The sequence below is a fragment of the Clostridium sp. KNHs205 genome (genome assembly GCF_000702945.1).
In the GTDB taxonomy this organism is placed as follows: domain Bacteria; phylum Bacillota; class Clostridia; order Lachnospirales; family Lachnospiraceae; genus Anaerocolumna.
Genome location: NZ_JNLE01000005.1, coordinates 1,191,882 through 1,217,759, shown reverse-complemented (window position 1 = coordinate 1,217,759; position 25,878 = coordinate 1,191,882). Strand labels below are relative to the sequence as shown.

General features: G+C 39.5%; 24 protein-coding genes. 19 read left to right on the top strand and 5 right to left on the bottom strand.

The features are described 5' to 3' along the window. Positions 1 to 314: 314 nt before the first annotated feature. The 9 genes from BR73_RS28505 (at position 315) to pcp (ending at position 7,238) form a co-directional block, all read left to right on the top strand. Entirely contained in the window at positions 315 to 1,130 is an 816-nt protein-coding gene (locus BR73_RS28505) for a helix-turn-helix domain-containing protein (RefSeq protein WP_033168461.1), read from the top strand. Between the two features lie 332 nt (positions 1,131 to 1,462). Further along, a complete protein-coding gene (locus tag BR73_RS0124825) occupies positions 1,463 to 1,732 on the top strand; it encodes a hypothetical protein (protein ID WP_033168460.1) in 270 nt (89 codons plus the stop codon). A 58-nt stretch (positions 1,733 to 1,790) separates the two neighbouring features. After that, positions 1,791 to 2,732, top strand: a complete 942-nt coding sequence (locus tag BR73_RS0124820; protein WP_033168459.1) for a DUF3658 domain-containing protein — start codon at positions 1,791 to 1,793, stop codon at positions 2,730 to 2,732. Between the two features lie 8 nt (positions 2,733 to 2,740). Continuing rightward, positions 2,741 to 3,184 carry an NUDIX domain-containing protein gene (locus BR73_RS0124815; protein WP_033168458.1) on the top strand — a complete coding sequence of 148 codons (444 nt, stop codon included), beginning with the start codon at positions 2,741 to 2,743 and terminating at the stop codon, positions 3,182 to 3,184. Between the two features lie 193 nt (positions 3,185 to 3,377). Beyond that, a complete protein-coding gene (locus BR73_RS0124810; RefSeq protein WP_051685561.1) occupies positions 3,378 to 3,905 on the top strand; it encodes a GNAT family N-acetyltransferase in 528 nt (175 codons plus the stop codon). 399 nt (positions 3,906 to 4,304) lie between these two features. Further along, positions 4,305 to 4,616, top strand: a complete 312-nt coding sequence (locus tag BR73_RS0124805) for a PadR family transcriptional regulator (protein ID WP_033168457.1) — start codon at positions 4,305 to 4,307, stop codon at positions 4,614 to 4,616. A 2-nt stretch (positions 4,617 to 4,618) separates the two neighbouring features. Beyond that, positions 4,619 to 5,236, top strand: coding sequence for a DUF2812 domain-containing protein (locus BR73_RS0124800; protein WP_033168456.1), 618 nt, complete (start codon positions 4,619 to 4,621; stop codon positions 5,234 to 5,236). Next, positions 5,233 to 6,513, top strand: a complete 1,281-nt coding sequence (locus BR73_RS0124795; RefSeq protein ID WP_051685560.1) for an erythromycin esterase family protein — start codon at positions 5,233 to 5,235, stop codon at positions 6,511 to 6,513. Before BR73_RS0124800 ends, BR73_RS0124795 begins: the two co-directional genes overlap by 4 nt. A gap of 128 nt (positions 6,514 to 6,641) precedes the next feature. Then, the gene (pcp, locus tag BR73_RS0124790) at positions 6,642 to 7,238 is read left to right on the top strand and encodes a pyroglutamyl-peptidase I (RefSeq protein ID WP_033168455.1); all 597 of its coding nucleotides are present in this window, start codon (positions 6,642 to 6,644) and stop codon (positions 7,236 to 7,238) included. 67 nt (positions 7,239 to 7,305) lie between these two features. Here pcp and BR73_RS0124785 read toward each other — a convergent pair whose 3' ends face one another. Continuing rightward, on the bottom strand, positions 7,306 to 8,199 hold the full coding sequence (locus BR73_RS0124785; protein WP_033168454.1) for an AraC family transcriptional regulator: 894 nt from the start codon (positions 8,197 to 8,199) through the stop codon (positions 7,306 to 7,308). Positions 8,200 to 8,339: 140 nt separating this feature from the next. Between BR73_RS0124785 and BR73_RS0124780 the strand changes: the two genes are divergently transcribed. From BR73_RS0124780 to BR73_RS0124740, 9 genes are all read left to right on the top strand, one after another. After that, positions 8,340 to 10,298, top strand: a complete 1,959-nt coding sequence (locus BR73_RS0124780; protein WP_033168453.1) for a beta-L-arabinofuranosidase domain-containing protein — start codon at positions 8,340 to 8,342, stop codon at positions 10,296 to 10,298. A 313-nt stretch (positions 10,299 to 10,611) separates the two neighbouring features. Then, positions 10,612 to 11,187 (top strand): TetR/AcrR family transcriptional regulator, encoded by a 576-nt coding sequence (locus tag BR73_RS0124775; RefSeq protein ID WP_051685559.1) that lies wholly within the window; start codon positions 10,612 to 10,614, stop codon positions 11,185 to 11,187. A 12-nt stretch (positions 11,188 to 11,199) separates the two neighbouring features. Continuing rightward, positions 11,200 to 11,940 carry a CPBP family intramembrane glutamic endopeptidase gene (locus BR73_RS0124770; RefSeq protein ID WP_033168452.1) on the top strand — a complete coding sequence of 247 codons (741 nt, stop codon included), beginning with the start codon at positions 11,200 to 11,202 and terminating at the stop codon, positions 11,938 to 11,940. 538 nt (positions 11,941 to 12,478) lie between these two features. Continuing rightward, the gene (locus BR73_RS0124765) at positions 12,479 to 12,910 is read left to right on the top strand and encodes a pyridoxamine 5'-phosphate oxidase family protein (protein ID WP_033168451.1); all 432 of its coding nucleotides are present in this window, start codon (positions 12,479 to 12,481) and stop codon (positions 12,908 to 12,910) included. 5 nt (positions 12,911 to 12,915) lie between these two features. Continuing rightward, positions 12,916 to 13,677: an alpha/beta hydrolase gene (locus BR73_RS0124760; protein ID WP_051685558.1), complete on the top strand. Its 762-nt coding sequence runs from the start codon at positions 12,916 to 12,918 to the stop codon at positions 13,675 to 13,677. Positions 13,678 to 14,099: 422 nt separating this feature from the next. Beyond that, the gene (locus tag BR73_RS0124755) at positions 14,100 to 15,083 is read left to right on the top strand and encodes an ATP-binding cassette domain-containing protein (RefSeq protein WP_033168450.1); all 984 of its coding nucleotides are present in this window, start codon (positions 14,100 to 14,102) and stop codon (positions 15,081 to 15,083) included. Continuing rightward, entirely contained in the window at positions 15,080 to 15,925 is an 846-nt protein-coding gene (locus tag BR73_RS0124750) for a hypothetical protein (RefSeq protein WP_033168449.1), read from the top strand. The genes BR73_RS0124755 and BR73_RS0124750 overlap by 4 nt, the downstream gene beginning before the upstream one ends. Positions 15,926 to 16,228: 303 nt before the next feature. Continuing rightward, positions 16,229 to 16,939 carry an ABC-2 family transporter protein gene (locus BR73_RS0124745; protein WP_197032720.1) on the top strand — a complete coding sequence of 237 codons (711 nt, stop codon included), beginning with the start codon at positions 16,229 to 16,231 and terminating at the stop codon, positions 16,937 to 16,939. Between the two features lie 209 nt (positions 16,940 to 17,148). After that, positions 17,149 to 18,135 (top strand): GNAT family N-acetyltransferase, encoded by a 987-nt coding sequence (locus BR73_RS0124740; protein WP_033168447.1) that lies wholly within the window; start codon positions 17,149 to 17,151, stop codon positions 18,133 to 18,135. 199 nt (positions 18,136 to 18,334) lie between these two features. On the opposite strand, the gene BR73_RS0124735 is transcribed toward BR73_RS0124740, so the two are convergent. Beyond that, positions 18,335 to 19,504, bottom strand: a complete 1,170-nt coding sequence (locus tag BR73_RS0124735; protein ID WP_033168446.1) for an amidohydrolase — start codon at positions 19,502 to 19,504, stop codon at positions 18,335 to 18,337. Positions 19,505 to 19,980: 476 nt separating this feature from the next. Here BR73_RS0124735 and BR73_RS0124730 point away from each other — a divergent pair, with 476 nt between their 5' ends. Beyond that, positions 19,981 to 20,643, top strand: a complete 663-nt coding sequence (locus BR73_RS0124730) for a hypothetical protein (RefSeq protein ID WP_033168445.1) — start codon at positions 19,981 to 19,983, stop codon at positions 20,641 to 20,643. A 5-nt stretch (positions 20,644 to 20,648) separates the two neighbouring features. Here BR73_RS0124730 and BR73_RS27950 read toward each other — a convergent pair whose 3' ends face one another. From BR73_RS27950 to BR73_RS0124715, 3 genes are read right to left on the bottom strand one after another with little or no spacing between them, the layout of a single operon-like run. After that, positions 20,649 to 22,190, bottom strand: coding sequence for a glycoside hydrolase family 43 protein (locus BR73_RS27950; RefSeq protein ID WP_051685557.1), 1,542 nt, complete (start codon positions 22,188 to 22,190; stop codon positions 20,649 to 20,651). 19 nt (positions 22,191 to 22,209) lie between these two features. After that, on the bottom strand, positions 22,210 to 24,021 hold the full coding sequence (locus BR73_RS0124720) for a glycoside hydrolase family 2 (RefSeq protein ID WP_033168444.1): 1,812 nt from the start codon (positions 24,019 to 24,021) through the stop codon (positions 22,210 to 22,212). A 60-nt stretch (positions 24,022 to 24,081) separates the two neighbouring features. Then, positions 24,082 to 25,554 carry a glycoside hydrolase family 43 protein gene (locus tag BR73_RS0124715; RefSeq protein WP_242860755.1) on the bottom strand — a complete coding sequence of 491 codons (1,473 nt, stop codon included), beginning with the start codon at positions 25,552 to 25,554 and terminating at the stop codon, positions 24,082 to 24,084. Between the last annotated feature and the right edge of the window lie 324 nt (positions 25,555 to 25,878).

Below are 25,878 nucleotides of genomic sequence, written 5' to 3'. Positions count from 1 at the left end.
ACAGGAACTCATAAATTCAGTCTACAAGCAGTAAGTATGGACAATATGTAATTATTTCGCATTTCTATACAAGCAATGCGTGAAGAAAGAGGGTTTGAGGCATCTTAATTCAGATGTTTTCAGGCCCTTTTTCTATTTCAACTGTTAGTTGAATAAAATTCAAGTATAAGTTTATTGTAGTCTTTGGAGGAATTCTATATACTGGTGTACAAAGAAAGCTTTCTTCATCAGATAAACAGCTGTAAAAGGTTAAATTTAGTTAGGAAGGTTGTACAGAAAGAAAAGGTATAGGTTAAGTACAGACGGGAGGATATATGGAGTTTCAGGAAAATGTAAGGAATACGATTATTACCTTAAGAAAAGAAAAGGGGATTACCCAGGATGTATTGGCATCAGCACTTGACATCAGTGTACAGGCAGTATCCAAATGGGAAACGGGAGGTTCTCTTCCGGATATCCTGCAATTGCCAAGAATAGCTCAATTCTTTGGTGTATCCATCGATTATTTATTTTATGGAGATATACAGATAAAGGAAATGGTAGCAGAAGAATTGCCAAATGATAATATTATGCGTATCATTCAATTCCAAGGGAACAGGATGATTGATGGGAGACGTTGGAACAAAGAGGAATATATCAATCTGAAGATACCCGCTGAATTAATGAAAGAACCGGTACTTAATTTTGAAATATGGGGCAATGCAAATATTGATGGATCGGTAAGTGGTTATGTAGAAAGTGAAGGGACTGTATGCTGCGGAAATATAAACGGTTATGTGGAGTGCAGTGGAGGTGTAAATTGCGGTAATATTGGGGGATATGTTGAGTGTGAGGGTTCAGTTAACTGTGGCGATATTGGAGGGTATTTAGAAAGTGGTGGAGGAGTAAACTGCGGTAATGTTGGAAGTTATGTGGAATGCGAAAACAATATAAGCTGCGGCAATATAAGCAGCTATGCAGAAAGTGGTGGTTCTATAAGCTGCGGAGATATCGCAAATAGTGTGGAATGTGAAGGAGACCTAAAGTGCAGCAACATCCATGGAGGTGTAGAATGCCAGGGAGATATCCAGTGTGAATCAATACTGGGAAACGTGGAATGTGAAGGTGGCATAACTTTTACAAAAGCGTGATTTGTATGTAAGAAATTATATTTGAAGGTTAACGAAGCACTTTGCTGAATAAGCAAAGTGCTTTGTTACATTGCGATAGTCTACAGTTGTAGTGAGAAATTATGGTAAAAGCTGATGTAAGAATAATAGAGGTGTGCTATAATGTAAAAGAATGTATTTATGCAGTTCAAGCAGCTAAGGTTTTCAATGTAATAAGGATACCGGGAATTATTTAGAACAATGGATTTCATAAGAAAGAGTTAGAGAATGGAGATTTGTAGCTAATTGGATGCTGTTAAAGTAATTATTTAATTCTAAATCTGGAATGAATATAAAAATAGAGGTAAAGATACATGGGACTAAGAAGGAAAACAGTTTTGATAGTAACAATCCTTGCAGGCTCTTTCATGATGTTAAAAGGAGCACTCCATTTAATCATTCTACTGACTGTGAATGGAATAAGAAAGACAAATGCAGTTATTGGCAGTGCTGATGGACCTGTCAGTATACTTATATCTGACCTTTTGACTTTGGATTTTATTATGCTATTATGCCTCAGTGTTACCTGTGCGGGAATAATATATCTGCTATTATCCAGAAATAAAACAAAGATGAAAGATTAAAGTGAGACTAACGAAGTGACCAAGAAAAAGGTCTATTAAAAGCTCTGAAGGAGAATATATGCTGGAAATCGTTTTTAATAATAGTGTAAAAGGCGCTATGAAATCTGCAATGCATTATGATTCTACCAATATTTTAGGTGGTGTTTCAGCCATCGGTATAATTGGAGATGCTTCAAAAAAGGAAGTGAAAAGTTTACTGAGAAGGGAAGCCGAAAAAAGAAAAATGGGGAAGGCACTGGGGGGCAGTTCTCAGGATGTTATCAGTCTTCCTTTTCAATTAGATATAGGAGATATCTCCGGAGACATCCTGGACGATAAGAGGAAAAAGCTCCTGAACTTGATAAATACACGGACAATCCCTGCGCCACCAGGAATGGAGGAGCCTTTTCAGGAGTCATTAAAACAAGGACTTGAGGCAGAAAGCAGAGATGCAATAAATGATTATAAACGTTTCCTTGACTATGCGCAAAAGGGCGGGAATATCAGGATATGGTGGAGTGATGCACCTTACTCAGCCTGTGGATATTATAGCACAATCTCAATTCTTGAGAGGTGTAATTGTAAGATAACAGCAGTGAAGCTGCCGAAATATCTAAGTCTGGATAAGAAGAATGTAACAACCTTCTCAAGCTGGGGTGAAGTAGAAGCGGGATTTTTCTATTATTTCCTGCCTTATGAAAAGGAAATACCGAAATGGAAGCTTAAGGAAATCAGCAATGAATGGCAGCAATTAAAGAAGGAGAATGCTCCGCTGCGAGCCGTGATAAATGGTACATTAAATAGTGTATCAGAAGATTTTTACGATGCATTCTTAAAGGCTTTGATGCCGGCAGGAGAATTTACTATGGCACATCTGATAAATGAAATCTTGACCAAAAAGAAATTTGGAGTAAGTGACAGGTGGTATCAGATGAGGATAAATAATATGATTGAGAGAGAAGAGCTGTGTATCGTAAAAGATGCTCCTAATGAATTCAGTAAGATATTAAAAAGAGTCTGAGGTAGTTCATGGTTGAATTTAAATTATATGATGTTTTGGTGAAAGATACTTATCTGCGCTTTGTAGACATAGCTGCACGTTATGAAGGAAATTGGGTTCTTTGCAGAGTGAGAGAAAGGGAGAACTGGGAGTGTCCAGGAGGACATATTGAAGAAGGAGAGACTTCCTATGAGGCAGCGGCAAGGGAACTGTGGGAAGAAACGGGAGCCTGTGAATTTGTACTAAAGCCTGTAGGTTTTTATGGTGTTAAAGGAAATGATGGATTGTTACAGAGTAATATGGAAATTTACGGACAAATTTATTATGCAGAAATTAAGAAACTCGGAATTCTACCTGATTTTGAAGTGGAGGAAATACAATTATTTTCCAACTTACCTGATAATTGGACCTATCCCTATGCACATCCTCTTTTTTGTGCTCTGGCAGAGAATTTATATGTAAAAGTAAAATAATAGATTCAGAATAATATAGTGAATGGAGTAAAATTGAACTGATAGAAATCTAAAACTGACCTTTAATTCTGTCTAAACTTATAAGTATTCCTTGTAGCAGAAAAGCGATAGAGCGTGAAAGATCTAAATGAAAGGATGCCAATTGAATGTGGCAATATTGCAGATATATATGTAATATCAAAGGGTGTAATATATGAATGAAGCGGTTTTGGAAACAAAAAGGCTTATATTAAGATCACTTACAGCAGACGATGCAGAGACTGCTTATCTGTGGCTTAGTGATGAACGAGTTACAAAATATATGCCTTATGCTACATATACAAGTATTTCTGATGTTAGAGAATGGCTGGATAGTCTGAAAGAAGAGGATAATTTTCACTTTGGTTTTGTATTGAAAGAAAACGGTCTGCTTATTGGCAGCGGAGATATAGGCCTTAACAAAGGTTTTTGGGATTTTGGTTATAATATCCGGTATGATTACTGGAATCAGGGGCTAACAACAGAGGCCGCCAAAGCTATGATAAAGTATGCGTATGATTGCCATGGTGCCAGAGACTTCAGTTCTAACCATGCCATTGATAATGAAGCCTCCGGGAGAGTTATAGAAAAGTGTGGACTGCAGTTTTATGAATATGGTGAGTATCGTAAATTTGATGGCAGTGCAGTATTTCGTTCTAAATTATATCGGGCACATCTTGAGGAATTAAGATTTACCTTATAGGCATAGATTAACGTCGTGTTGCCTCTTATGCTGATGTTGTTACTGAGAAAAGTAACAAAGTAAATATCTATATAATATGGAGACGGTACAATATATTATACCCTGAAGCGTTTGGTAGAAAGGGAAAGTATTGTACTGTTTCTTAATTCCAGCCTGCCAGGGTCAGATAATGTTATGAATATTTTTGTGTTGACATATACAGTCTGACTGTATATAATTTAACTATATAGTAGAACTGTATAGTTGAGCTTTATATACTAATCATTTTGATATTTACATTAAGGATTTTAACTTATAACAGCAAATATGTGAAATTGATGAAATAGTAATCAGCCCCATACAGAATCAGGAATTGAAAGTAAAACACACAAAAACTATCAATAGAAATGCGAGGAATACATGAACATCTTAAAAAATCTGCCTCTAACAGAAACGACCTACTATATTCTGCTGGCATTAAGAGAAAGCGGACATGGATATGCTATTATGCAGAAGGTAGAAGAACTAAGTGGTGGTAAGGTAAGAATAGCTGCCGGAACTATGTACGGAGCATTGGAGAATCTGACGAAACAGAAATTAATTGAGGTAATACCCTCGGAAGATCCGAGACGAAAAGTATATCAGATTACAGAAGATGGCAGGACAGTTCTTTCTATGGAAGTAGAAAGACTGAAATATATGATAGCTGTATATGAAGGCAGGGAGGAATAGAAATGGAGAGGTTCAGATTATTTGCAGACTTTGAAAAGGAAGAGCGGTACTTGAATGCTATGGCAAAGAAAGGCTATCTGTTAAACTACTACCATTTTGGAGGTTTCTATGGCTTCAAAAAAGGACCGAAACAGGATCTTAATTACTGTGTGGACTACAGAACCTTTAATCATAAGAAAGATTATGAAGACTATAAGAATTTTTTTGAAGACTTTGGATGGAAGCATACAGCCGGTACAATGTGTAGTGGGGCTCAGTATTTTCTGCCTGTCAGCAGGGAAGGCAACAAAGAGATATTTTCAAGCAGAGAATCCTCAGCTGCAAGGTATAAACGTTTCTTTAAGATGAATGTTATTTGTTTCGTTTGTGCAGTAATCTATCTTGTTGCTTCCATGGTAAGTGTAAAATTTAGTATTGGCAGTTTAGGTTTTCTTACACCGGGAATATGGGAGAAGACAGGAAGAGAATTGACAAGAGCAGTACTATTTGAATTACCCTGGGTTATTTTTAGAGTGTTCCCCTTTGTTTTTCTGGTTGTCTTAGGTGTGGCCTATGGGGTGCTGGCAGTGAAAGTTCAAGGCATATATAAGCATCTAATGGAAGAAGGTAAGATGATATGAAGGAGACATTTGCCGGTATCCTGATATTTTTACTAATAAGCAGCTTGCTGACTGGTTGTGCTAAAACACCTATTTCAGATAACATTGCCGAATATACTACCTCTGTAGAAGATATAAAAATGGAGGAGGAAGTTAAGATTGTTGGACTTGGGGAGGCAACCCATGGTAACAGTGAGCTACAAAGTCTTAAGTTGGAGGTATTTCAGGCTTTGATAGAGAATAACAACTGCCGTGTTTTTGCAATAGAGGGTGATTTTGGAGGTGGAGCCAGAGTAAATGACTTTATTCATGGCAAAGAGAACCCTGCACCTTCAGATATGATAACAACAGCAGAACAAGCAGCCGGGGAAATTGGCTTTGCTATTTATCGTACCAAGGAGATGGTTGAGCTTATTCAATGGATGAAGGAGTATAACAAGACTGCAGCAGACTCAGAGAAACTCTCCTTTTATGGATTTGACATGCAGCGTTACGATAATAATAAGGAGTACCTTTTGACCTATCTGGATAAATACGAGAAGAAGGCTGATGTATGTGTGTCAGATAAATACCAAGAGCTTCTTGCTGATTTAAACGATGAAAGTGTTTATTCCCAGGATAAGACAAAGATAAAAGATGGTCTGGCTGCTGTCAATGAACTAATGGAACTGCTTTCTTCTGAAAAAGAGGAATATATCAGCAGAAGCAGTGTGAAGGAATTTGATTTTGCCTATCAGTGTGCGCAGTCAATGAAAGAAAACGCGACACTGCAGACCTCAAAATCAAGCTATGCGGCGCTTAGGGATAAATACATGAAAAATAAAGTTGACTGGATTCTGAAACAGGAAGAGGAGCAAATGATATTTATAACGGGCCATAACGGTCATATTATGAAAACCTCCAATATGCCGGCAGTCACTGTTATGGGTGAGTTGTTACATGATACCTATGAAGATGCATATTATGCAATCGGGACAGACTGTCTTGAAAGTACCTTTCGGGCAGTAACTTCTTCGGGGAAAGATAAGGAATTCAACCTTAAACATAAAAATGCCCTTACGGCTCAATTTAAAGGGGTACAAGAAAATATCAGCTATCTGGATCTGACAGAAGCGCAAAAAGACAGCAGCTTAAAGGAACTGGTGAACAAAAGTCATTCTATGATGAATATAGGAAACGAATTTGATAACTGGAAAAAAGTAAGCAGCTTTTTCTACACGATTAAAATGACTCCTGCCAAAGCTTATGATGGGCTTATAATACTTAAGAAAGCGAAACCGTCAGTCAGAATAGATTAAAGAATAACAACAACCCGTGAAAACATTCAAACCAACATGGTATTTTATATTCTGGTATAATAGAAAATTAATGATAGAAGTGGTACTATAGTAGAACACAATCAAAGGGCAAAAGAGGAGAAAGAAACATGAAAATATTAGTTACCGGTTTTGAAGCTTTTAACGGGGAAACCATAAATCCATCAGAAGAGATAATAAAGAGACTTAAGAAATCTTACGCAGGAAATACGGTAGATACAGTAAAGCTGCCAGTTGAATTCAAAGGTGCTAAAGAAAGACTGGAGGAAGCCATCCACCTGCTTAAGCCGGAGGCAGTGATCTCCTTGGGAGAAGCTGGAGGCAGAGAGTGCATAACCTTTGAAAGAGTAGCAATTAATGTAAATGACGCAAGGATTCCGGACAACAGCGGTTACCAGCCGGTGGATGCCAGTATCTGCGAAGATGGCCCGGCGGCTTATTTTTCTACCCTTCCCATCAGAGAACTGATGAAGCATTTAGAGGATAAAAGAACAGTAACCCGCATATCGAATACTGCCGGTACTTATGTATGTAATCATGTAATGTACACTGCTCTCAGGCTGGCAGAACAGGAATATAGGGGGATGAAGGCTGGTTTTATACATGTTCCTTATATGAAAGAGCAGACCGAAGGTAAAGGGGAAATACCTTCTATGGAACTTGAAGAAATGGTTAAAGTGATAGAAGACATCGTTGAATTCTTGTAAGTAACACGCGAACTAAAGCACGCAGATAGGAGCCGAAAACAATCATAAGGGAAGTTATTGAACGTAATCAGTTGTTATTCATGTGTGTCCTATTGTAGGCATTGCGGTATTGCTTTGGGGTAGTACCTTCCATTCTTTTAAACAGTTTCATAAAGTATTTCTCATCTTTAAAGCCCAGAACTTCTGCGATTTCTCTGATATTTTTATCGGATTCACACAGGAGTTCTTTTGCTTTTGCAAGCTTTAGGTTATAGATATACTGCTGCATGCTCATGCCCATGTGTTTCTTAAAATACCTGGCAAGGTATTCTCTGGAATAATTGAATTCATGGGAGACATCCTGAAGGGATATGTCCTGCAGGATATGAACGCGAATCCATTCCAGGATTTTTGGAAGTTTATCCGCAGGAAGCGAAGCAGTCTGCTGAGGCTTTAACTGTGTGATATTTTCCTGTGTAAGCTCAATTAACAGGGAGGTCAGCTGGTAATGGATGGCCAGTCTGGAGTAATAGGCAGAGGCTGATAAATGCAGCAGCTGATGAAAGAGTATCGTTAACCTGTCCGGGTTATCTGCTCTGAATATTGCAGGAAGCAGGCAGATATTACCCAATCCTTCAAAGAAGCTGTTGTTGTTAATCATTGAAATCATTGCCTCTGCTTCGGAAGAATCCAGTAGTTCAGCCTTATTGTTAAAGGAGAAATGGAACCAATAGAAAGAGGTGCCCTTCTCAGAATAGCGGAAGCCTTTATGGGTAAGCCCTGGTAGCAGGAGCAGAGAATCTCCAGAATTTAAAGTATATTTTGTTTCTTCCTGTTGGATATAAATAGGGCTTTTCAGGTTAATAATGATTTCATAGTCTGAGATTATCCGCTGGGAATGTATCCAACGGGTATCTGCAGTAAAGTGTCCTGCTGAAATAAAATTAACCGGTGTTGTTATGTCTGCTTTTAGATAATACATAGGTCAATATTTACCACCTTTTGTTTGGCTTAACTACCGACAAAGAAAACGAAATGTGTCATACTCTTATTATAGCTTAAGTTAAACTGGTATGCAACAATATTACCCCATGTATAATAATTGTTTCAGGAGGTCAATAAATGGATAATCACTATTATGTAAGCCCCGCAGAGTTAAAGGCTGTAACCTTGAAGGAGGGCTTTTTCAAGGAATATACAAAACTTGTTCAGGAAGTGGTAATTCCTTATCAGTGGGAAGCACTGAATGACAGAATACCGGACGCAGAGAAAAGTCATGCTATCAATAATTTTAGGATTGCAGCCGGTGAAGCAGAAGGAGAATTTGGCGGATTGGTATTTCAGGACAGTGATCTTGCCAAATGGCTGGAGGCAGTAGGCTACAGTCTTGCCAGCAAACCTGACAGCCAGCTGGAAGCCTGGGCGGATGAAGTAATCGAGCTTATTGAGAAAGCTCAGCAAAAGGACGGATATTTAAATACTTTTTTTACGCTGAAAAGACCCGGGGAGAGATGGACCAATCTGTTAGAGTGCCATGAACTCTACTGTGCAGGGCATATGATGGAGGCTGCTGTTGCCTATTATGAGGCTACGGGAAAACGTAAGCTCTTAGACGTAATGTGCCGGTTTGCAGACCATATTGATTCAGTCTTTGGAACAGAGGAGGGCAAACTTCGAGGTTATGATGGTCATGAGGAAGTGGAACTTGCCCTGGTTAAGCTTTATAAAGCTACCGGAAATGAGAAATATTTGAACTTGTCCAAATACTTCATTGATGAGAGAGGGCAGGAGCCGAGCTTCTTTATCGAAGAATGGGAAAAGAGAGGCCGTGTGCCTTTTTGGAACGTATATGAAGATCATAAACCGGAGCTTTCCTATAACCAGGCTCATATCCCTGTAAGGGAACAGACAGAAGCCGTAGGGCATGCGGTTAGAGCTGTATATTTATATGCCGGTATGGCTGATATTGCAGCACTAACCAAAGACAAGGAGTTAAAACAGAGCTGCAGAAGGTTATGGGATAATATTGTTACCAGGCAGATGTACATTACCGGGGGAATTGGTTCCACTCACAGCGGAGAAGCCTTTACCTTTAATTACGATCTGCCCAATGACACAGTATACCAGGAAACCTGTGCCTCAATAGGATTGTTTTTCTTCGCTCACAGAATGCTTTTAATGGAAAAGGACAGCAGTTTTGCAGACGTAATGGAGAAGGCTCTCTATAATTCTATAATCAGCGGTATGGGTTTTGACGGAAAAAGCTTTTTCTACGTAAATCCCATGGAAGTGTGGCCGGAAGCAAGCGCTAAAAATCCTGAAAGAAAGCATGTAATGCCTGTGAGACAGAAGTGGTATGGTTGTGCCTGCTGCCCTCCGAATCTTGCCAGACTGATTGTTTCTTTGAAACAATATATCTATACCTATAATGAAGAAGCCCTATACACACATCTTTATATTCCCAGCAAAACAGAGATTCTTACAGGAGAAGATGTGATTACCCTTGAGCAAAGCACCGAGTATCCCTGGAACGGTGATATATGTATTACAACAGAATTTAAGAAAGCTAGAAACTATACACTTGCCTTTCGAATCCCTGGCTGGTGCAGAAAGGTTGGGATTACAGTAAACGGTGAATATTATCCCTTGGAAGGAAATGTTTCAGGAGGATATGTTTCTGTAACAAGACTGTGGAAAGCTCAGGAGGAAATTCGTATCAGCTTTGATATGCCTGTTGAACTAATCCAGTCCCACCCTGAGGTGCGTGCCAATGCTGGTAAGGTTGCCCTTCAGAGAGGACCTTTGGTTTACTGCCTGGAGGAAGCAGACAATGGAGAGAATCTATCTGCCCTCACGATTGATACAGAGTCTGAATTTGTTATAAATAAGGAACCTGATTTAATGAAGGAGGCTCTGTCTGTTACCGGCAAGGGAGTACGCATTCTTGATGACCAATGGGAGAATATCCTATATCAACCATACAGGAAACGGGAAGAGGAAGTTGAAATCAAAGCAATACCTTACTTTTTGTGGGGTAACAGAAAAGCTGGTGAAATGCTTGTATGGATGAATCATAAATAAAGAACTATTATATTAATATAGCAACAAAATAACAGCTCATACTAAAGGTGTAATTATCCCAATGGTATGAGCTTTATTTTCTGAGATTCCATTGCACAAATGCTTTCTATTAACATTCTTTATGTAAAAATAAAAAAATTACAAAAATAGATTGACAGATTGTGTTACCTAACATATAATAGGTAACAGATGTTAGGTAACAAATGATACATGATATATGAGTAATAGAATTTTAAGTAATTTGATTATTTAATATTAAAAAATAATCAACAACTTGTATCTGCGTAAGATGTATTAGAAAAGAGGTGAATAAATGCCCCCAAAAGTTAAGATAACAGAAGAAGACATTATCAGTACTGCGATAGATATAATCCGTGAAAAGGGTGCTGCTTACCTCAATGCCAGAGAACTGGCGGGCAAGTTAGGATGCTCCGTCCATCCTATATTTCGTACCTTCGGATCAATGGAAGGATTAAAAGAAGCAGTATGTAAGCAGGCAGAAGCACTTTACAATGAGCAGATGTTAAAAGCGCAGGCAGATGAAGAGAATGGATTTCTGGCCATTGGATTGGCTTATATCGATTTTGCCAGACAGGAAAAGAATCTGTTCAAGCTGTTGTTTATGTCAGAGGCATTTTCCGAGGTGAGCGTTATGGAAATCGTCGATACCTCACAAGGCGATGATGAGATTATAGCCATGTTAAGTGAGCGAACGGGACTGAGTATTCCTTTGGCCAGAGAGCTGTTTGCAGGGGTATGGCTTACAACCCACGGTATAGCAGCTATGTTTGCAACCAATAATTGCCGCTTTAACAATGACGAAATCAAGCGGTTATTGGGAAATTCATTTATGGGATTAATAATGAAACTAAAATCAGAAGAGAAATAAGGAGACATTAAAATGAAGCAGAAATTCTCACAGAAACACCCATATTTTACAGCAGTATTGGCAGGTTTACTTTGTACCTTTATGACAGCCCTGGGAATGGCTTTCTCCCAGATAAGAGAACTGGATACCTTAGATACATACCTTGTAGTTACCGGATTTCTGGCAGCTTCCGTAATAATTGGACTTCTCATTATGAAAAAATCAGACAGCGGGCTTGTTGAATACGGTATTAGCAGAGGCAAAGCCGGTACCAGCAAAAAGGTAGTTTGGTATCTTCCTATATTTTTAATTGAGCTTTTACCCGTTGCTGTTTATGGTTTTCAGGAACTTGACTCCGTTGCAACAACAGCTATCCTTTTGTTATATACATTGGCAGTTGGTATAAATGAAGAGATTTATTTCAGAGGAATAGCATTAAAGGTTCTAAAGATTAAAGGCAATAAGAAAGCAGTAATCGGTGCATCTGTAATCTTTGGCGTATTTCATGCTGTTAACCTGCTGAATGGCAAGAATATTTTATATATTATACTGCAAGTTGCATTTGCTTTTCTGGTTGGCCTTGTTCTGGCGGAAATCGTCTGCATCACTGGAAGTTTGATTGGTGTAATAGCATGGCACACAACTCATGATTTTATTGCATATTCTACCGGAGATGCTCTGGATACCAAAGGGCTGATTATTCTTATTGTTCAGGTGGTTGTTCTAGCAGGCTATTCTGTATACTTATGGAAAGCAGCAGTTAAGGATAAATAACTTATGAAATACATAAAGGATAAATAACTTTTAAAATACTTAAGGATAAATAACTGAAGTAATGAAGTAAATAGAGTGAAAAATGCTCCAACAAATACAGACAAAGAAGGTGAGGACTTTAAGTTCTCCCTTTTTTTATGTAATAATATGGTTGACAATAGTACTATATGGTACTATACTATATAGTGTGTAGATCGAAAGTATTTAATCGAAAGAGCGGGGGAAGAAAAGAGAGGCAGTGAATTCATCAGAATTTGAGAATTTGAGAATTTGAGAATTTGAGGATTTGAGGATTTGAGGATTTGAGGATTTGAGGATTTGAGGATTTGAGGATTTGAAGATTTGAAGATTTGAGGAATTGAGAATTGAGAATTGAGAATTGAGAATTGAGAATTGAGAATTGAGAATTGAGAATTGAGAATTGAGAATTGAGGAATTGAGGAATTGAGAATTGAGAATTATGAATTAAGTATTGAGGATTTGAGATTTGAGTATTCGTTATGGCAATAACAAATCAGAGTATTAGAGGGAGGACATTATGGAGAAAGAAGTAAGAGAGAGTATAATCAGGTTAATTGAAAACAGCCGAGATGCAATAGTTTCATCCATTGACGAGGCTGGTTATCCCAATGCCAAAGCAATGTTTCGTATAAAGAATGAAGGATTAGAGACCTTTTGGTTTTCAACGAATACCTCCTCCATTCGTGTTTCACATTGGTCGGCAAACCCGAAAGCCTCCATTTATTTTCTGGATGCCGAGGGCTTTCATGGTTTGATGTTAACGGGGGAAATGGAAGTATGTTCGGATGCTGAGACAAAGCTTGCATTCTGGAAACCAGGTGATGAAATGTATTATCCCAAGGGACCGACAGATCCTGACTACAGCATTCTTAAGTTTACAGCTGCAAAAGGGAATTACTATCACGGCTTGAAGAGGCATCTTTTCTCAATAGAAGAAGGAAAGGAGTAAGAAGAATGCCATATTGTCAGGTAGAGGATTGCAGGATTTTTTATGAAGATATCGGTATTGGAGAACCTATATTATTTCTTCATAGCGGTTACAGCAGAGGAATAATAGCTTTCTCCGGCCAGATTCAGCCTTTTTTCCAGCATTATCGTCTTTTGCTGCCGGATTTTCGAGGTCATGGGCGTACTGTCAGTGAAAATTGTAACTGGGATACCGCTGTTATAGCCGAAGACATGGCTGGGTTTCTAAAGACAATGGGTTTACAGAAAGTTCATTTGATCGGATATAGTCTTGGAGGCGGTGTAGCGCTTCACCTGGCTGCCAAATACCCGGAGATGGTGAGCAGCATCGTTACAATCGGCTGCGGCGGAACAGCTGATCCAACAGGTTCTCAAGATTATGAACCGGAAGCATTACTTCAGAGAAAGGAGACGGGATTTATTGAAAAAATCAAAGCCCTCCATGGAGAAGCCTCTGGGGGAGACTGGAAGCAACATATGTACCAAAGTATAAGAGACTGGCGCATGTATCCGGCTTTAACGGAAGATGACTGGAATAAACTGGACATGCCAATGTTTTGTATTGCAGGAGAAGAGGACAGTTATGCCAGTGCCGATCGACTAAGGGAAATGCAGAAGAAATGTCCTCAGATTAAAATCTGGATTGTTCCGGGGTGCGGCCACAGACCTCATATGCCGACGGAGAATGTAAAAGAAGTGAATGAACGGATTCTGAATTTCCTGGGTGAAGTTAAAAATACTGATATGTAGAACTTTTAATGAGAAAGAACAAACGTAAGTTTTTCAAACTTCTGACACTTGAATCCTTATTTAAAAAGCATGGTGTAAATTAGAACACCATGCTTTTTTGTGGAAGTAGTCAGAGTATTATAACCAAAGTGTTTTTTTGACAAAAAAATAAGCAATGTATACTCATTGCTCTCAAATTACCTATTTTTGATACAACTTAACACAAGTCATCTATTTCTCATGCAAATTGTATTAATAGCATAGCATGCAAATGGCAAGTTGTCAAGAAAAAATTAGGAAAAAAGAGATAAAGGCAGTTAGGGATTCTAAGCCATTAGAGGTAGCATGGGAGACGTTTTTCACTTTTTGACAGTTACTTCCTCCTAATATAAAATTAGTAAGCTTATGGAGCAAACACACTAAAAAGAGAAGGAGGCGTATTCATGTCACAGATTGAGCTTCAGGGTATAGGTAAGACGTTCCGCATATCAAAACGGCCGGAGGGAAGAATGGGAGTGTTAAAAGGGGCCTTTGTCAGGGAAACGAAAACCATTACAGCCCTTAAGGATATCAGCTTTTCCATTGAGGAGGGGGAACTGGTAGGTTATATCGGTCCAAATGGAGCGGGAAAATCCACAACTGTCAAAATAATGGGGGGAATTCTGACACCTGACGAAGGCGAATGTACTATTCTGGGACGAATTCCCTGGAAGAACCGTCAGGCTCATGTATCCAGGATTGGGGTGGTGTTCGGACAGAGAAGTCAGCTTTGGTGGGATCTGCCTGTAACGGATACCTTTAGACTTTTAAAAAATATATATCGAATTGGCAATGGGGATTACATAGAACGTATGACGGAACTGGTGGAGACTTTAAAAATACAGGATTTTATGAACACACCTGTAAGACAACTTTCTTTGGGACAGAGGATGCGTTGTGAGATTGCAGCTTCCCTGCTGCACAGACCGGACATACTTTTTCTGGATGAACCAACCATAGGATTGGATGCAGTATCCAAGCTGTCTCTGCGGGACTTCTTAAGGAAAGAAAATAAAGACCACGGAGTTACCATGATACTTACCACACATGATATGGATGATATAGAGACACTTTGTAATAAAGTTATGGTTATCGGCCACGGAGAGCTTTTGTATAATGGGAATTTGGAAGCGCTGAAGAGCAAATATGCGCCTCTTCGCAGGCTGCAGGCCACTTTATGGGAGGAAAGAGAGGTAATCCCCATTGAAGGTACGGAGCAGATAACTGTAAATGGCCCTGTATGGACAGTGTTCTATGACGGCGAAAAAGTAGCTGCACATGTCATTATTGAAAGACTGTCAAAGCAGCTTCCTTTAAAGGATATCAGCACTGCAGAAAGGGATATAGACGAAGTTATAGCCCAAATGTATGAGGAGATGTGTTTATGACGGAGAAAATTATTGATCGGGTATTTATGTTAAGAGCATGTTTTTCTCTTTTTCGTATTAAGACAGCAGAAAGTTTTCAATACCGGTTAGCAGGAATCGCAGGAGCTATTACCAGTATCATCTATGCTGTTATAGAAATATTGGTGTATGGAATATTCTATAAATACGCAGAAAACTCAGCAGGGCTTTTAACTGCTATGGGCTTAAGACAGGTTGTAACATATATATGGCTGGCTCAGTTTCTGTTTCTCATGCAGCCAATGAGTGTGGATGGTGAGATCTTGGGTAAAATTACAAATGGTGATGTGGGAATTGAATTATGCCGTCCTTTGGATTTGTATTTTCACTGGTTTGCTAAAATAGCAGCCGGGCGGCTGTCTCCTTTAATATGGAGAGGCTCGGCAGTACTGCTGGCTGGTATTTTAATGCCTCCTTCTTATCGGCTGGCACTTCCGGTCTCTCCATCAGGTTTTCTACTTATGCTAGTTTCTCTATTCAGTGCCTTCCTTTTATGTACTTCTTACGGAATGTTAGCCTGCGCCATTAGGCTTAATATTAATTGGGGAGAAGGACCGGTATATATGATTTTGCTTATAGGAGGAGTGTTATCCGGCTCCTATCTGCCACTTGTTTTATGGCCGGATATGATGCAGAAATTTCTGGTTCTGCAGCCCTTTGCCGGTTATCTTGATATTCCTGTACGCTTTTACTTGGGAATACTGACGGCTGAAAATGGATTATGGGCTATAGGTGTTCAGCTATTCTGGATATTGGTATTTATTGCGGCTGGAAGGAGCTTAATGAACAGACGACTAAAGAATGTGATTGTACAGGGTGGATAAACTGGAAAACTTATAAAATCTTATTAGGAAAAGATGTTTAAAAGTAAGCAGAAGCAGTGCTGCAACATGGCTGACAGACGGACTGTTTATGAAAAAGTATTATGGCCAGAGCTAAAGTGAATGAGAGGAAGGAGCATAACTCTAGTGGAGAATGTACAGCGTAATTGTATTTCTTATAAAGTTGATAAAGATAATTTGAATTTGATTAGTATTGTAAGTAATATTAAGAAAGATTTGGTTTTGTATTATCATTTAATACAAATGAATTTTTTGACGGGGCTGCAGTATAAGGGGTGGCCTCTTATGATTCTGCAGACCTTGCTGGTGGTTATAACAGATCCTATTGGACTTATATTTATGTTCGCCAGGTTTGGCAGTATCGGTGAATGGTCGGTATACAGAATTATGCTTATCTATGCTATTGCTGTTACAAGTTTTGGTCTTGCCGAGAGTTTTTGCCGGGGTTTTGATTATTTTCCCTGGAAGATGATAAGAAGCGGTGATTTTGACCGGTTGCTGCTAAGACCCAGATCCTTAATGGCTCAGGTGGCAGGAAGCTACTTTCATATACACCGTTTTGCCAGGGTTGTCAGCGGGCTGGTTACTACTATTTATTGTCTTCGTGAGTTAAAGGTAAGCTTAAGTTGGCTGGATATCTGCATGCTCGTCATGGCTTTTCTGGGAGGATTCTTTACCTATACAGGGGTGTTTGTAATCACCTCCGGGATAGCTTTCTTCTCCATTAAAGGACTTGATTGGATATATATCTTTACCAATGTAAGCTATCAGGTTACCCGATGTCCGATGGATTATATGCCTGCAGCCTTAAAATACCTGTTTACCTTCTTTATGCCAATGCTGGTAATAAGCTACTACCCGGCAGCTTCCATCTGCGGTTGGACAGACAGCTATTATAAAGGTTTCCTGGCGCTGCCTGCGGGAATTGCTTTCTTTTTGATGGCTTCCTTGGTATGGAGGTTTGGAGTAAGGCATTATAAAAGTACCGGCAGTTAAATCGGTAAAGGAAATATATGTAATCGTGGCAGGTATAAGGATTAGTAAATACGCTGTAATGGGAGCTGGTGTGAAAATTAGAAAGCAAATTTTGCTTTAGATTGGAGCGCGCTAAGTCGCGAATGGCGGCTAGTGTGAAATCGAGGGTATTTCACATTTTTATTTGGGCAGTATCGCAAGCAAGCTTGCGGTATGCATGGGAGGATAATATGAATATTAGAAAACTGGATACTTTTTATGATAATGATGAGATTAAGAATATGCTTGCTGCAGATGCAGATTTAGGAAAGGCCTTTGAAAAAGCAATTGAGTCCGGCAGCGAAGGAATCTATATAAGCTGTGAGGCAAATGAAATTACTGGGTTTCTTATGTTAAAAAGATCTACTGAATTACAGGCAAAAATATATGTGTATGTCAATGAAAAACACAGGTATAAAGGAATCGGAACAGAACTGCTTCGTTTCTCTGATGAGTTAATTTCTAAAAGCTCATATGAAAATGTGACCTGTGAGTTTTCTCTGTATACAGGAGTGGCACGTTTCTTTGAGAAAAATGGCTACTATACCTATTGCCATATGATTAAGATGGAAAGAAATAATACTTTGGTTACCTTAGATGAACGAAGTGAGGAATTGCTGAAGGATGCAAATATTGATATAAGGAATTACAGAGATTCTGATTACTTAGGCTGGCATACAGTAAGCGATATTGCATTTTATCTGTTAAGAGAGAGTTTAGGGATGAAACCTTCCTATTACAATCAACTCTCAAAATCGGAGAGAGAAAGGCTGGCAGATGATTCTCCCAACCGATATGTAATGGAGGTTAAGGGGGAAATTGTTGCTATCGGAGTTATCTACGCTAATAAGATTCACCTGCTTGGAGTACGTCCTGATTTACAGCGACAGGGATATGGGAGGCTTATGGTATCTTTCATGATTAACAAAATCATAAAAGTAAACCCTCCGGAAAAACTACTTATAGATGTTCTCATTGGAAACTCCGCAAAATACCTTTATGAGCAGCTTGGTTTCTCAGAGGTAAGTTGTCTTAGTACATATATTAAGTGTTATAAACCAGACAGCAGACACAAAGCGCCAGAGGGCTATCCTACAGAAAAAGAAATATTGGAGGAACTAAAAATCTATGGAATGCTCCGAAATGAGAGAGATGCGTATTTAAATACACGTATATAATTATAGTGAAGGATAAATTGTTGATACAATCATGAAATAGTAAAAGAAGTGTGGATAAGCCTTTATATCTCTGAAAAGTGTCTGTGCCTGGTTGTTCCAATTAGTGGGAGACTATTGCTGTATTCAGGCTCTATAATAAAGCAGGAAAGCGTTACAAACCGCAAACCTCAAAATTATTATAGAGCCAATTTATAATATATTAATGAGTATTCAGGCTGGCTTCTACAAGATTTCCGTCTATAAAAGTCTTCACTACATTGGTAAGTGATTCGAAAATTTCACCATCGGCCAATACGATATCTGCATCTTTACCAATTTCCAGAGTACCGACTCTTTCTTCAATGCCAATATGTCTTGCTGGATTTATGGTAATTGCTTTTAAGGCTTCAAAGGGTTCCATTCCGGATTTTATAGCAAGACCTGCGCACATAGCCAGATACTGCTGGGGAATTACTGGACTGTCGGTGATAATGGATACGGAGAGACCTGCTTTCGCTAAAATACCAGGGGTTGTAAAGGATTTATTTCTAAGTTCATATTTTGTTGCATGACCCAGGGATGGACCAACTGCAACGGGTATATTTTCTTTTGCTAATTCTTCTACTATAAGATGACCTTCTGTACAATGTTCAATTGTGAGTTTTACTTTGAATTCCTTTGCAATACGGATTGCAGTAAAGATATCATCGGCTCTGTGCGCGTGAGCCTTTAAGGGAATTTCACGATTTAAGACCGGCAGAAGAGCTTCTAATTTCATGTTAAAAGCTGGTTTTTTAGAAAGGTCGTCGCCGGCACTTGTAAGCTTGTCGCGGTATTCCATTGCCTGGAATAACATCTCACGTAGTTTCGCAGCAGTTGACATACGGGAAAAGTTGTTCTTATCTTTATAACAACGTTTAGGATTCTCCCCAAAAGCACATTTCATGGCAACCTTATCTTTGATTATCATATTATCGATACGTAATCCGTTTAATTTAATTGCTGTGAAGGTGCCGCCCAGAACATTAGAGCTTCCGGGGCCGGTTGCTACACTGGTTACACCGCCTAAAGCTGCCTGATTCAGAGTGACATCCATAGGATTAATTGCATCAATGGCACGCAGATGAGGTGTCAGAATATCATTCATTTCGTTAAAATCGCTGCCTTCAAAGCCAATGCCGTATCCGTCAAGTCCGATATGGGAATGGGCATCAACAAGACCGGGATATATGTACAGACCTTTTGCATCTACAACTTTGGTTCCTTCTTCCGGACTGATATCCGGCTGTATCTTTGTAATCTTACCGTCTACTGCTAATATGTCTGCTATGTAGGGCGTTTCGTTTACGGCATCATGAATGAGACCGCCTTTAATCAGTAAAGTATCCATATTGATTAATTTCTCCTTCTTGCATCTATATATACTGGAACTTATATAGATTGATTCAATAATATAGTATTACTTTAATATAGTAATACTTTCTACAGATGAAGTCAAACCATAGGTGGAATTAATCTATCTGATGCTTCGGTGGTGGAGTTTTGTATTGGACAGGTTCTGCTCGGTTTATGAAAGGAATTGCATAGATTCTGTTAGGGTGTTCCGGTACAATAGACTTAGTAGACATAACATTTCACACTTTTATTTGGACAGTGCCACAGCTAGGCTGGTGATCTGCATGGGTGTTAGTGTTAGTGCAAATTATTAAAAAGTATAATTCACTCCTTGATTTGTGGCGGAGGCAGCACCACATCTGCAAGCAGATGCGATATTTAGTGGGATCAAGGTTAATAGACATAAGACAGTTTTTTAACTACGGATTCAGAAATATCTATCAAGGATTTGATATTCACGAAAGGAGAGTTATGGAAAGATTGATTTACAGGGCACAGATCAAAGAAGGGTGTCTTGATAAGGCCAAGGAAGTATTAAAGGCAGATGTTAATTCAAAGAGACTTATAAAGGAAGGTGTACTTATGACCATAGGTGCCTTCTGCTGGGAACAGCAACTGTTTCTTTATTATGAGTGTAAGAATGAAGTTATTAGCCCGGACATATTTTTGCAGACAGTTGAGGAATACCTTATTGACTGGCCGGGAGAAAATAAGATGAGAAAATGGATTCCCATGATAGATGTATTTCATTTCAATGAACCGGAAAGTGAAGAACACTGGCGGAGGAAGGTTCCGGTAGAAAGCAGAAAGGGAAGAGTGGCACATCTAAAGCCTGAAATGATGAGCAGTTATATCTATTATCACTACCAGTTGCAGGAGGAGAGAGCTTTTCACGGACCGAAGTATGAAATTATTGCCATGCATGAGAACCTTCTCTTTGGCTATCAGGAGTTTCCGGCAGTTGTAGAAGAACCGGTAACTGCCGGAAAATTAATGACAAAGGGAACTCCTGAAAACTGGAATGACTCCAGAATGGACCTTCATTTTGATCCATGGGAGGATGGTCACTTATATTTCAAACACATAGAACAGGTCTTCGCCTATTATGAGGAAGACCTGTCTGAAAACAACTGAGAATTTCATTTATCTTCTAAAGGATATGGTTTGGGTATGACGGAGGGTCCATAGACCTCCAAGCGATCCGCTGTATCCTTTTGCGCTATAAAACGTATTCTGTCCACGCAGATATTTCTGGGACTTATGGTATCAGTATCATGATGTATGTGGTAGAGGATAAACATTTCCTGCCCATCTGGGGACTTTACAATACAATGATGCCCGGGACCGTGGGCTTTATAGTGTTGGGAAAGAATAGGATTCCCCTCAAATTTCTTATAGGGACCAAGGGGGCTGTCTGCCGTGGCATAACCTACTGCGTAGGAGTTGCTTTCAAAATGGCTTCCCGAATAGGTGAGATAATATTTTCCCTTGTGTTTTAATACATAAGGGGCTTCAGCAACAGGTGCTTTCTGGGTTTCCCATTCTTCGGCAGCTGATATTACAAGTGTTTCTGTAGAAGGGATGGGAGTAATGCAGTCGGTCTCCATGCGTAATCCGTAAAGGGCATAGGATTTCCCAGGTCGCCAGGACACATAAAATATGTACACCGATCCATCTTCATCAATAAAATAATGACCATCAATACTCTTTTCAAAGAGATAGTGAGGTTCCGGTATAAAAGGACCTAAAGGGGAATTTGCTGTTGCTATGCCTAAATGTTCATTAACGGATACCAGCATATAGAACTTACCGTTTCGTTCCATAATATCCGGTGCCCAGTACCATCTCTTCATACCCCAGATCTCACCCATAACAATTCCACCATATTCCCAGTTTACCAAATCTTTAGAGACATATACCTCATAACCAACGGGGAGGGTAGAAGAGGTTGCATACAAGTAATAGGTTCCTTTGTAATACAGCACATCCGGATCAGCATAACCCTTAAGTACAGGATTTTGATAATATAATGAAGGAATATGTTCCTTACTGCTGCTGGGAGAAGAGGTATTCTTCGTGCTGTCAAGGGAAGAAGACAAATATGCTTCACTGCTGCTGGGAGAAGAGGTATTCTCCATGCTGTCAAAGGAAGAAGGCAAATGCGCCTCAGCGTTGCAGGAAGAACAGGAGTCTGGAGCGGAAATATGAAAATTCTGAAATAGGGTATTAGAATTACCATTCATTTCAGAATTCATAAGCTCCATGTCTGATTCGGCTGCTATCCTTGCGATACCTTTTGAGGGAGTAATAAGAGGCAGTTCTAAGATAGGCCAAGGTTCATAAATGGAGGCAGTTGCTTTCGCCTCGGAGGATTGAATTTCTTCTATAAAGATCGTACATATACCATTCATCAGAATGATTTTGATCCGGTTCCAGGTGTTTGGCCTAAAGATACCGGATTTTCTTTTAGCAAGGGACTTTCTTCCTTCCTTCGTAAAGGAAGAAAGTTCTGTAAATCCATTGACTGAAAGGGTGAATATAAAGCCTTCAGAAGGAGCTGAAGTGGAATCAGTAAGAAAAAGGATCCCAATACAGTCCGTTTTGAAAGTGATTTTTAAGTCAACTTCAAGGATAAAGGTGTCAGTTGTAGTTAAACTGTCACTTAAAAACTGCCAGCTCATAGAATATCCTCCTATTTACTTATATCTGCTTAATAACGATATTGTGGCGGTATTGGTTATTGATTTCGCGGATTTTTTCCGGTGCACATTTAGGTATCCGTTTATAGGTTAACAACCCGTTGGTTTCCTGTTCTACGTCAGAAAGCTGAGTATAACAGAAGCCGTAGATATAATCGGACTGCATAAGGTTATCTATTACGAATCGATACTGATTCAGATATTCTTCTTCGCTGTCAGCACTGGTATATCCCCAACTGCCCTTTTCACTGCTGTTAAAGTTGATACCGCCGCATTCTGTAATCAATATGGGCTGACCCTCGTACTGATAGGGAGGTGCGAAGATATTTCTTCCGGAAGAGGAAGGAGAGAGAAGTACTTCGCTGTCTGTGGTGAAACGCTTAAAGAATTCCTGTTTATCGGGTTCTTTGCTTGTACCGTGAGAATAGTTATGGATAGCACAGATATCGGTTTTGGTCTGCTCCCAGCCATCATTATTTACAACAAGTCTGGTAGGATCTAAAGCTTTTATCATGTGATACAAAGAAACGGTATAATTCTGTTGTAAAGAATTACGGCCGATATCCGGGACTGCCCAGCTTTCGTTAAAGGGAACCCAGGCAACAACGGAGGGATGGTTATAGTCCCTCTCTATTACAGTAAGCCATTCCTTGATATAGCGGGTAACGGAAGCGTCTGTAAAAAGGCAGGCAGCAGCTATTTCCTCCCATACCAGATAACCTATTTTGTCAGCCCAGTACAGGAATCTGGGATCCTCAGTTTTCTGGTGCTTTCTGCAGCCGTTAAAGCCCATTTCCTTCATGATCGTTATATCATATTGAAAGGCTTCATCATTGGGAGCTGTCAGAATTCCGTCCGGCCAGTAGCCCTGGTCAAGAATGAGTTTTAAATAGTAAGGACGATTGTTTAAATAAACCATGCTGTTTTCTGCATGGATTTTGCGCATACCGAAATAACTTTCTGCATAATCCAGAATACCCTTGTCGGATTTTAGCGTAAAGGTTATATCGTAAAGGGCAGGATTCTCCGGAGACCAGGAGCGGCTTGCGCTGTGGTTATTGGTATGAAAGATCTTATCGCCGGATAAGTGGATACTCCGCTTAAATACCGTATTGCTTGTAACGGTATAAGTGTCTTTGCAGATTTTATCTTCACCGAAGTTTATGTCTACGCCCAGTTCCATACCTGGGAGAAGCTCACTGAAGGTGCATTCCAGATCCAGTATATCATGGTCAAAATCAGGTGTCATTTTCACTCTTGTTATGAAGGTGGAATTCACCGGCTCAAGCCATACGGATTGCCAGATGCCTGAGGTTCTTGTATACCAGATGCCTGCACTTTGGGGTTCCCAGAACTGTTTTCCTCTGGGGATGGTTTCATCGGTAGCAGGGTCTTCTGCAAGTACTGCAATACTGTGTTCGACCAGGCTTTTGTCCAGCTGATGGGTGATATTGAAAGTGAAGGCTGCACTTCCACCTTCATGCTCTCCGCATAAGGCTTCGTCGATATATACCTTACAGCGGTAGTCCACTGCACCGAAATGCAGAAGGATATTCTTATCCTTCCATTCCGCCGGTATGGTAAAAGTTCGTCTGTAAAAGCATCTGTTGTGGATGGAAGTGTCCTTAATCCCGCTGAGTTCGCTTTCGAAACAGAAAGGTACCTGAATTTTTTTGGATAGAGGATGTGAGTTATTTTCCCAATGCAAAGCTTCTGCTTCGTTCTGGTCATCAAAGTCAAAATCCCAGCTCCCGTTCAGGCATTGCCATTCCTTGCGGACGAATTGAGGACGTGGATATTCGGTACGTAACATAAATTAAAAACCTCCTAGATAGTAGTTCTGGTTGTCAGAATTTTATGAATTAGTATGTTTTTATTTTTCTCTGCTTATAAGCATTATTTCTGATAAAGAAATTTCTGTGTTATTATCTCTTGGTGTCAGCAGCAGCGTAACGCTGCTAACTGTTCTGGTTACAAAATGCAGACTTGCAGCACGCTGGTCCCTATCTTCGGGCATTGTATATTCCTCTGTTTTAAATTCATCATCAAAGACTGCCGCAACGGTTTTAAAATCCCTGCTGTCATTTGCTCCACGGAATATAAGTATATCAGAAATATCTACAGGCTTCTTGAATGTAAGCGTAAGCTCTGTTTTTTCCTGCGCAACGGGAAGGTCAGTATCATATTCAGAATCCTTCCTGTTCACGGTGATGATACCGTCTGTTAACAACGAGGCATTGGCAGCCTCAGAATCAATCTGTGCAATCTTTGCTACATTGGTATAAGAGCCATCGGAAGGGATGGGAAGGGTACAGATTGTTGGCCCGTTTACAAAGAGAGTTCCGTCTTCTGTAAAGAGAACTTTATCAATGTTCAGTTTACGGTTGCCGCCTCCTTTGGCAGGATTCGTATGGGAGTGATATGCCATCCAGAGTTCTGTATCATCCGGTGATCTGGTAAAGCTGTGGTGTCCGGGACCGGAGATGGTCTTAGATAACCCTGAGGTAAGTATGGGGTTGTTCTCAGCTTTTTTATAAGGACCTAAGGGTGAAGAACTGGTAGCATAACCAACAGAATAGGATTGATCTGCGAAGTAATTGGCGGAATAGGTAAGGTAATAAATTCCATCCTGAAGCAGGATTTCAGGGCCTTCATTCCATAAGAAATTAACAGAGACCTTCTCCCATTTCTGTTCGGGAGTAATTAGTAATACAGGTTCACCCTCAATGGACAGCATATCATCGCTAAGTGACACACCATAGATTTCACTTTTTCTGATACCTCCGGTCTCGTTTTCGGAACAGTCCCTTGAGAAGTAAAGGTATTTGGAGCCATCCTTATCAATTAATACATTGGCGTCAATTGCTGCATAGCCAAAGTTAAAGAGAGGTTTGTTATGTACATCCTTAAAAGGTCCCTCCGGTTTGTCTGAAATCGAGAGACCAATGCGAAGGCTGCCTTCCGTATTTCTGGCAGTGTAGTACATGTAATACTGATTGTTATATTCTACCACTTCCGGAGCCCAAAAGCTATCTGCGCACCAGGAATCAGACTCTTTTATAAAGCACATTTTCTTGCCAGACCAGTTAACCAGGTCCTTTGACTTCCAGCAATAAAAACCGTTAGGTGCAGATGTGCAATATAAATAATATGAATTATCTGAAGTCTTTAGGATAAAGGGATCTCCAATCTGGGTGATGCCAAGGTCATTCTGAAAGAACAAAGTATTGTCGGTTTCTAACAGATTAATTGTAGTATAAGTTTCCATAGGATTACATCCTCCAAGTAAAATGCTTATGATTCCAAGTGCCAAAAAACAATAGAGTTTTCGGCTGGCTCTCTTCATATTGGGATAATTCCTCCTCTGACTGCTTTTCGACAAGCTCCAACAGTATTGTAGGATTATCTCATGAGAAAGACGTAAATTACAACATAAAAATTGTAGTAAAATTAATTACTGCATTCACTGTGGAACTTGTCATATATAAACCTACAATAAAAACAATATTATTACTATACAAATATTATCTAAATTATTAAGCACTTGATTGTGCAAAATGCTGTTATTGTATAAAAATATCTAAAATCAAACCTATTTTAATGTGATTTAGAGAAAAAATAAATAACATAAATACAACATAAAAAATGTAGGATTACATATTGACTAGGA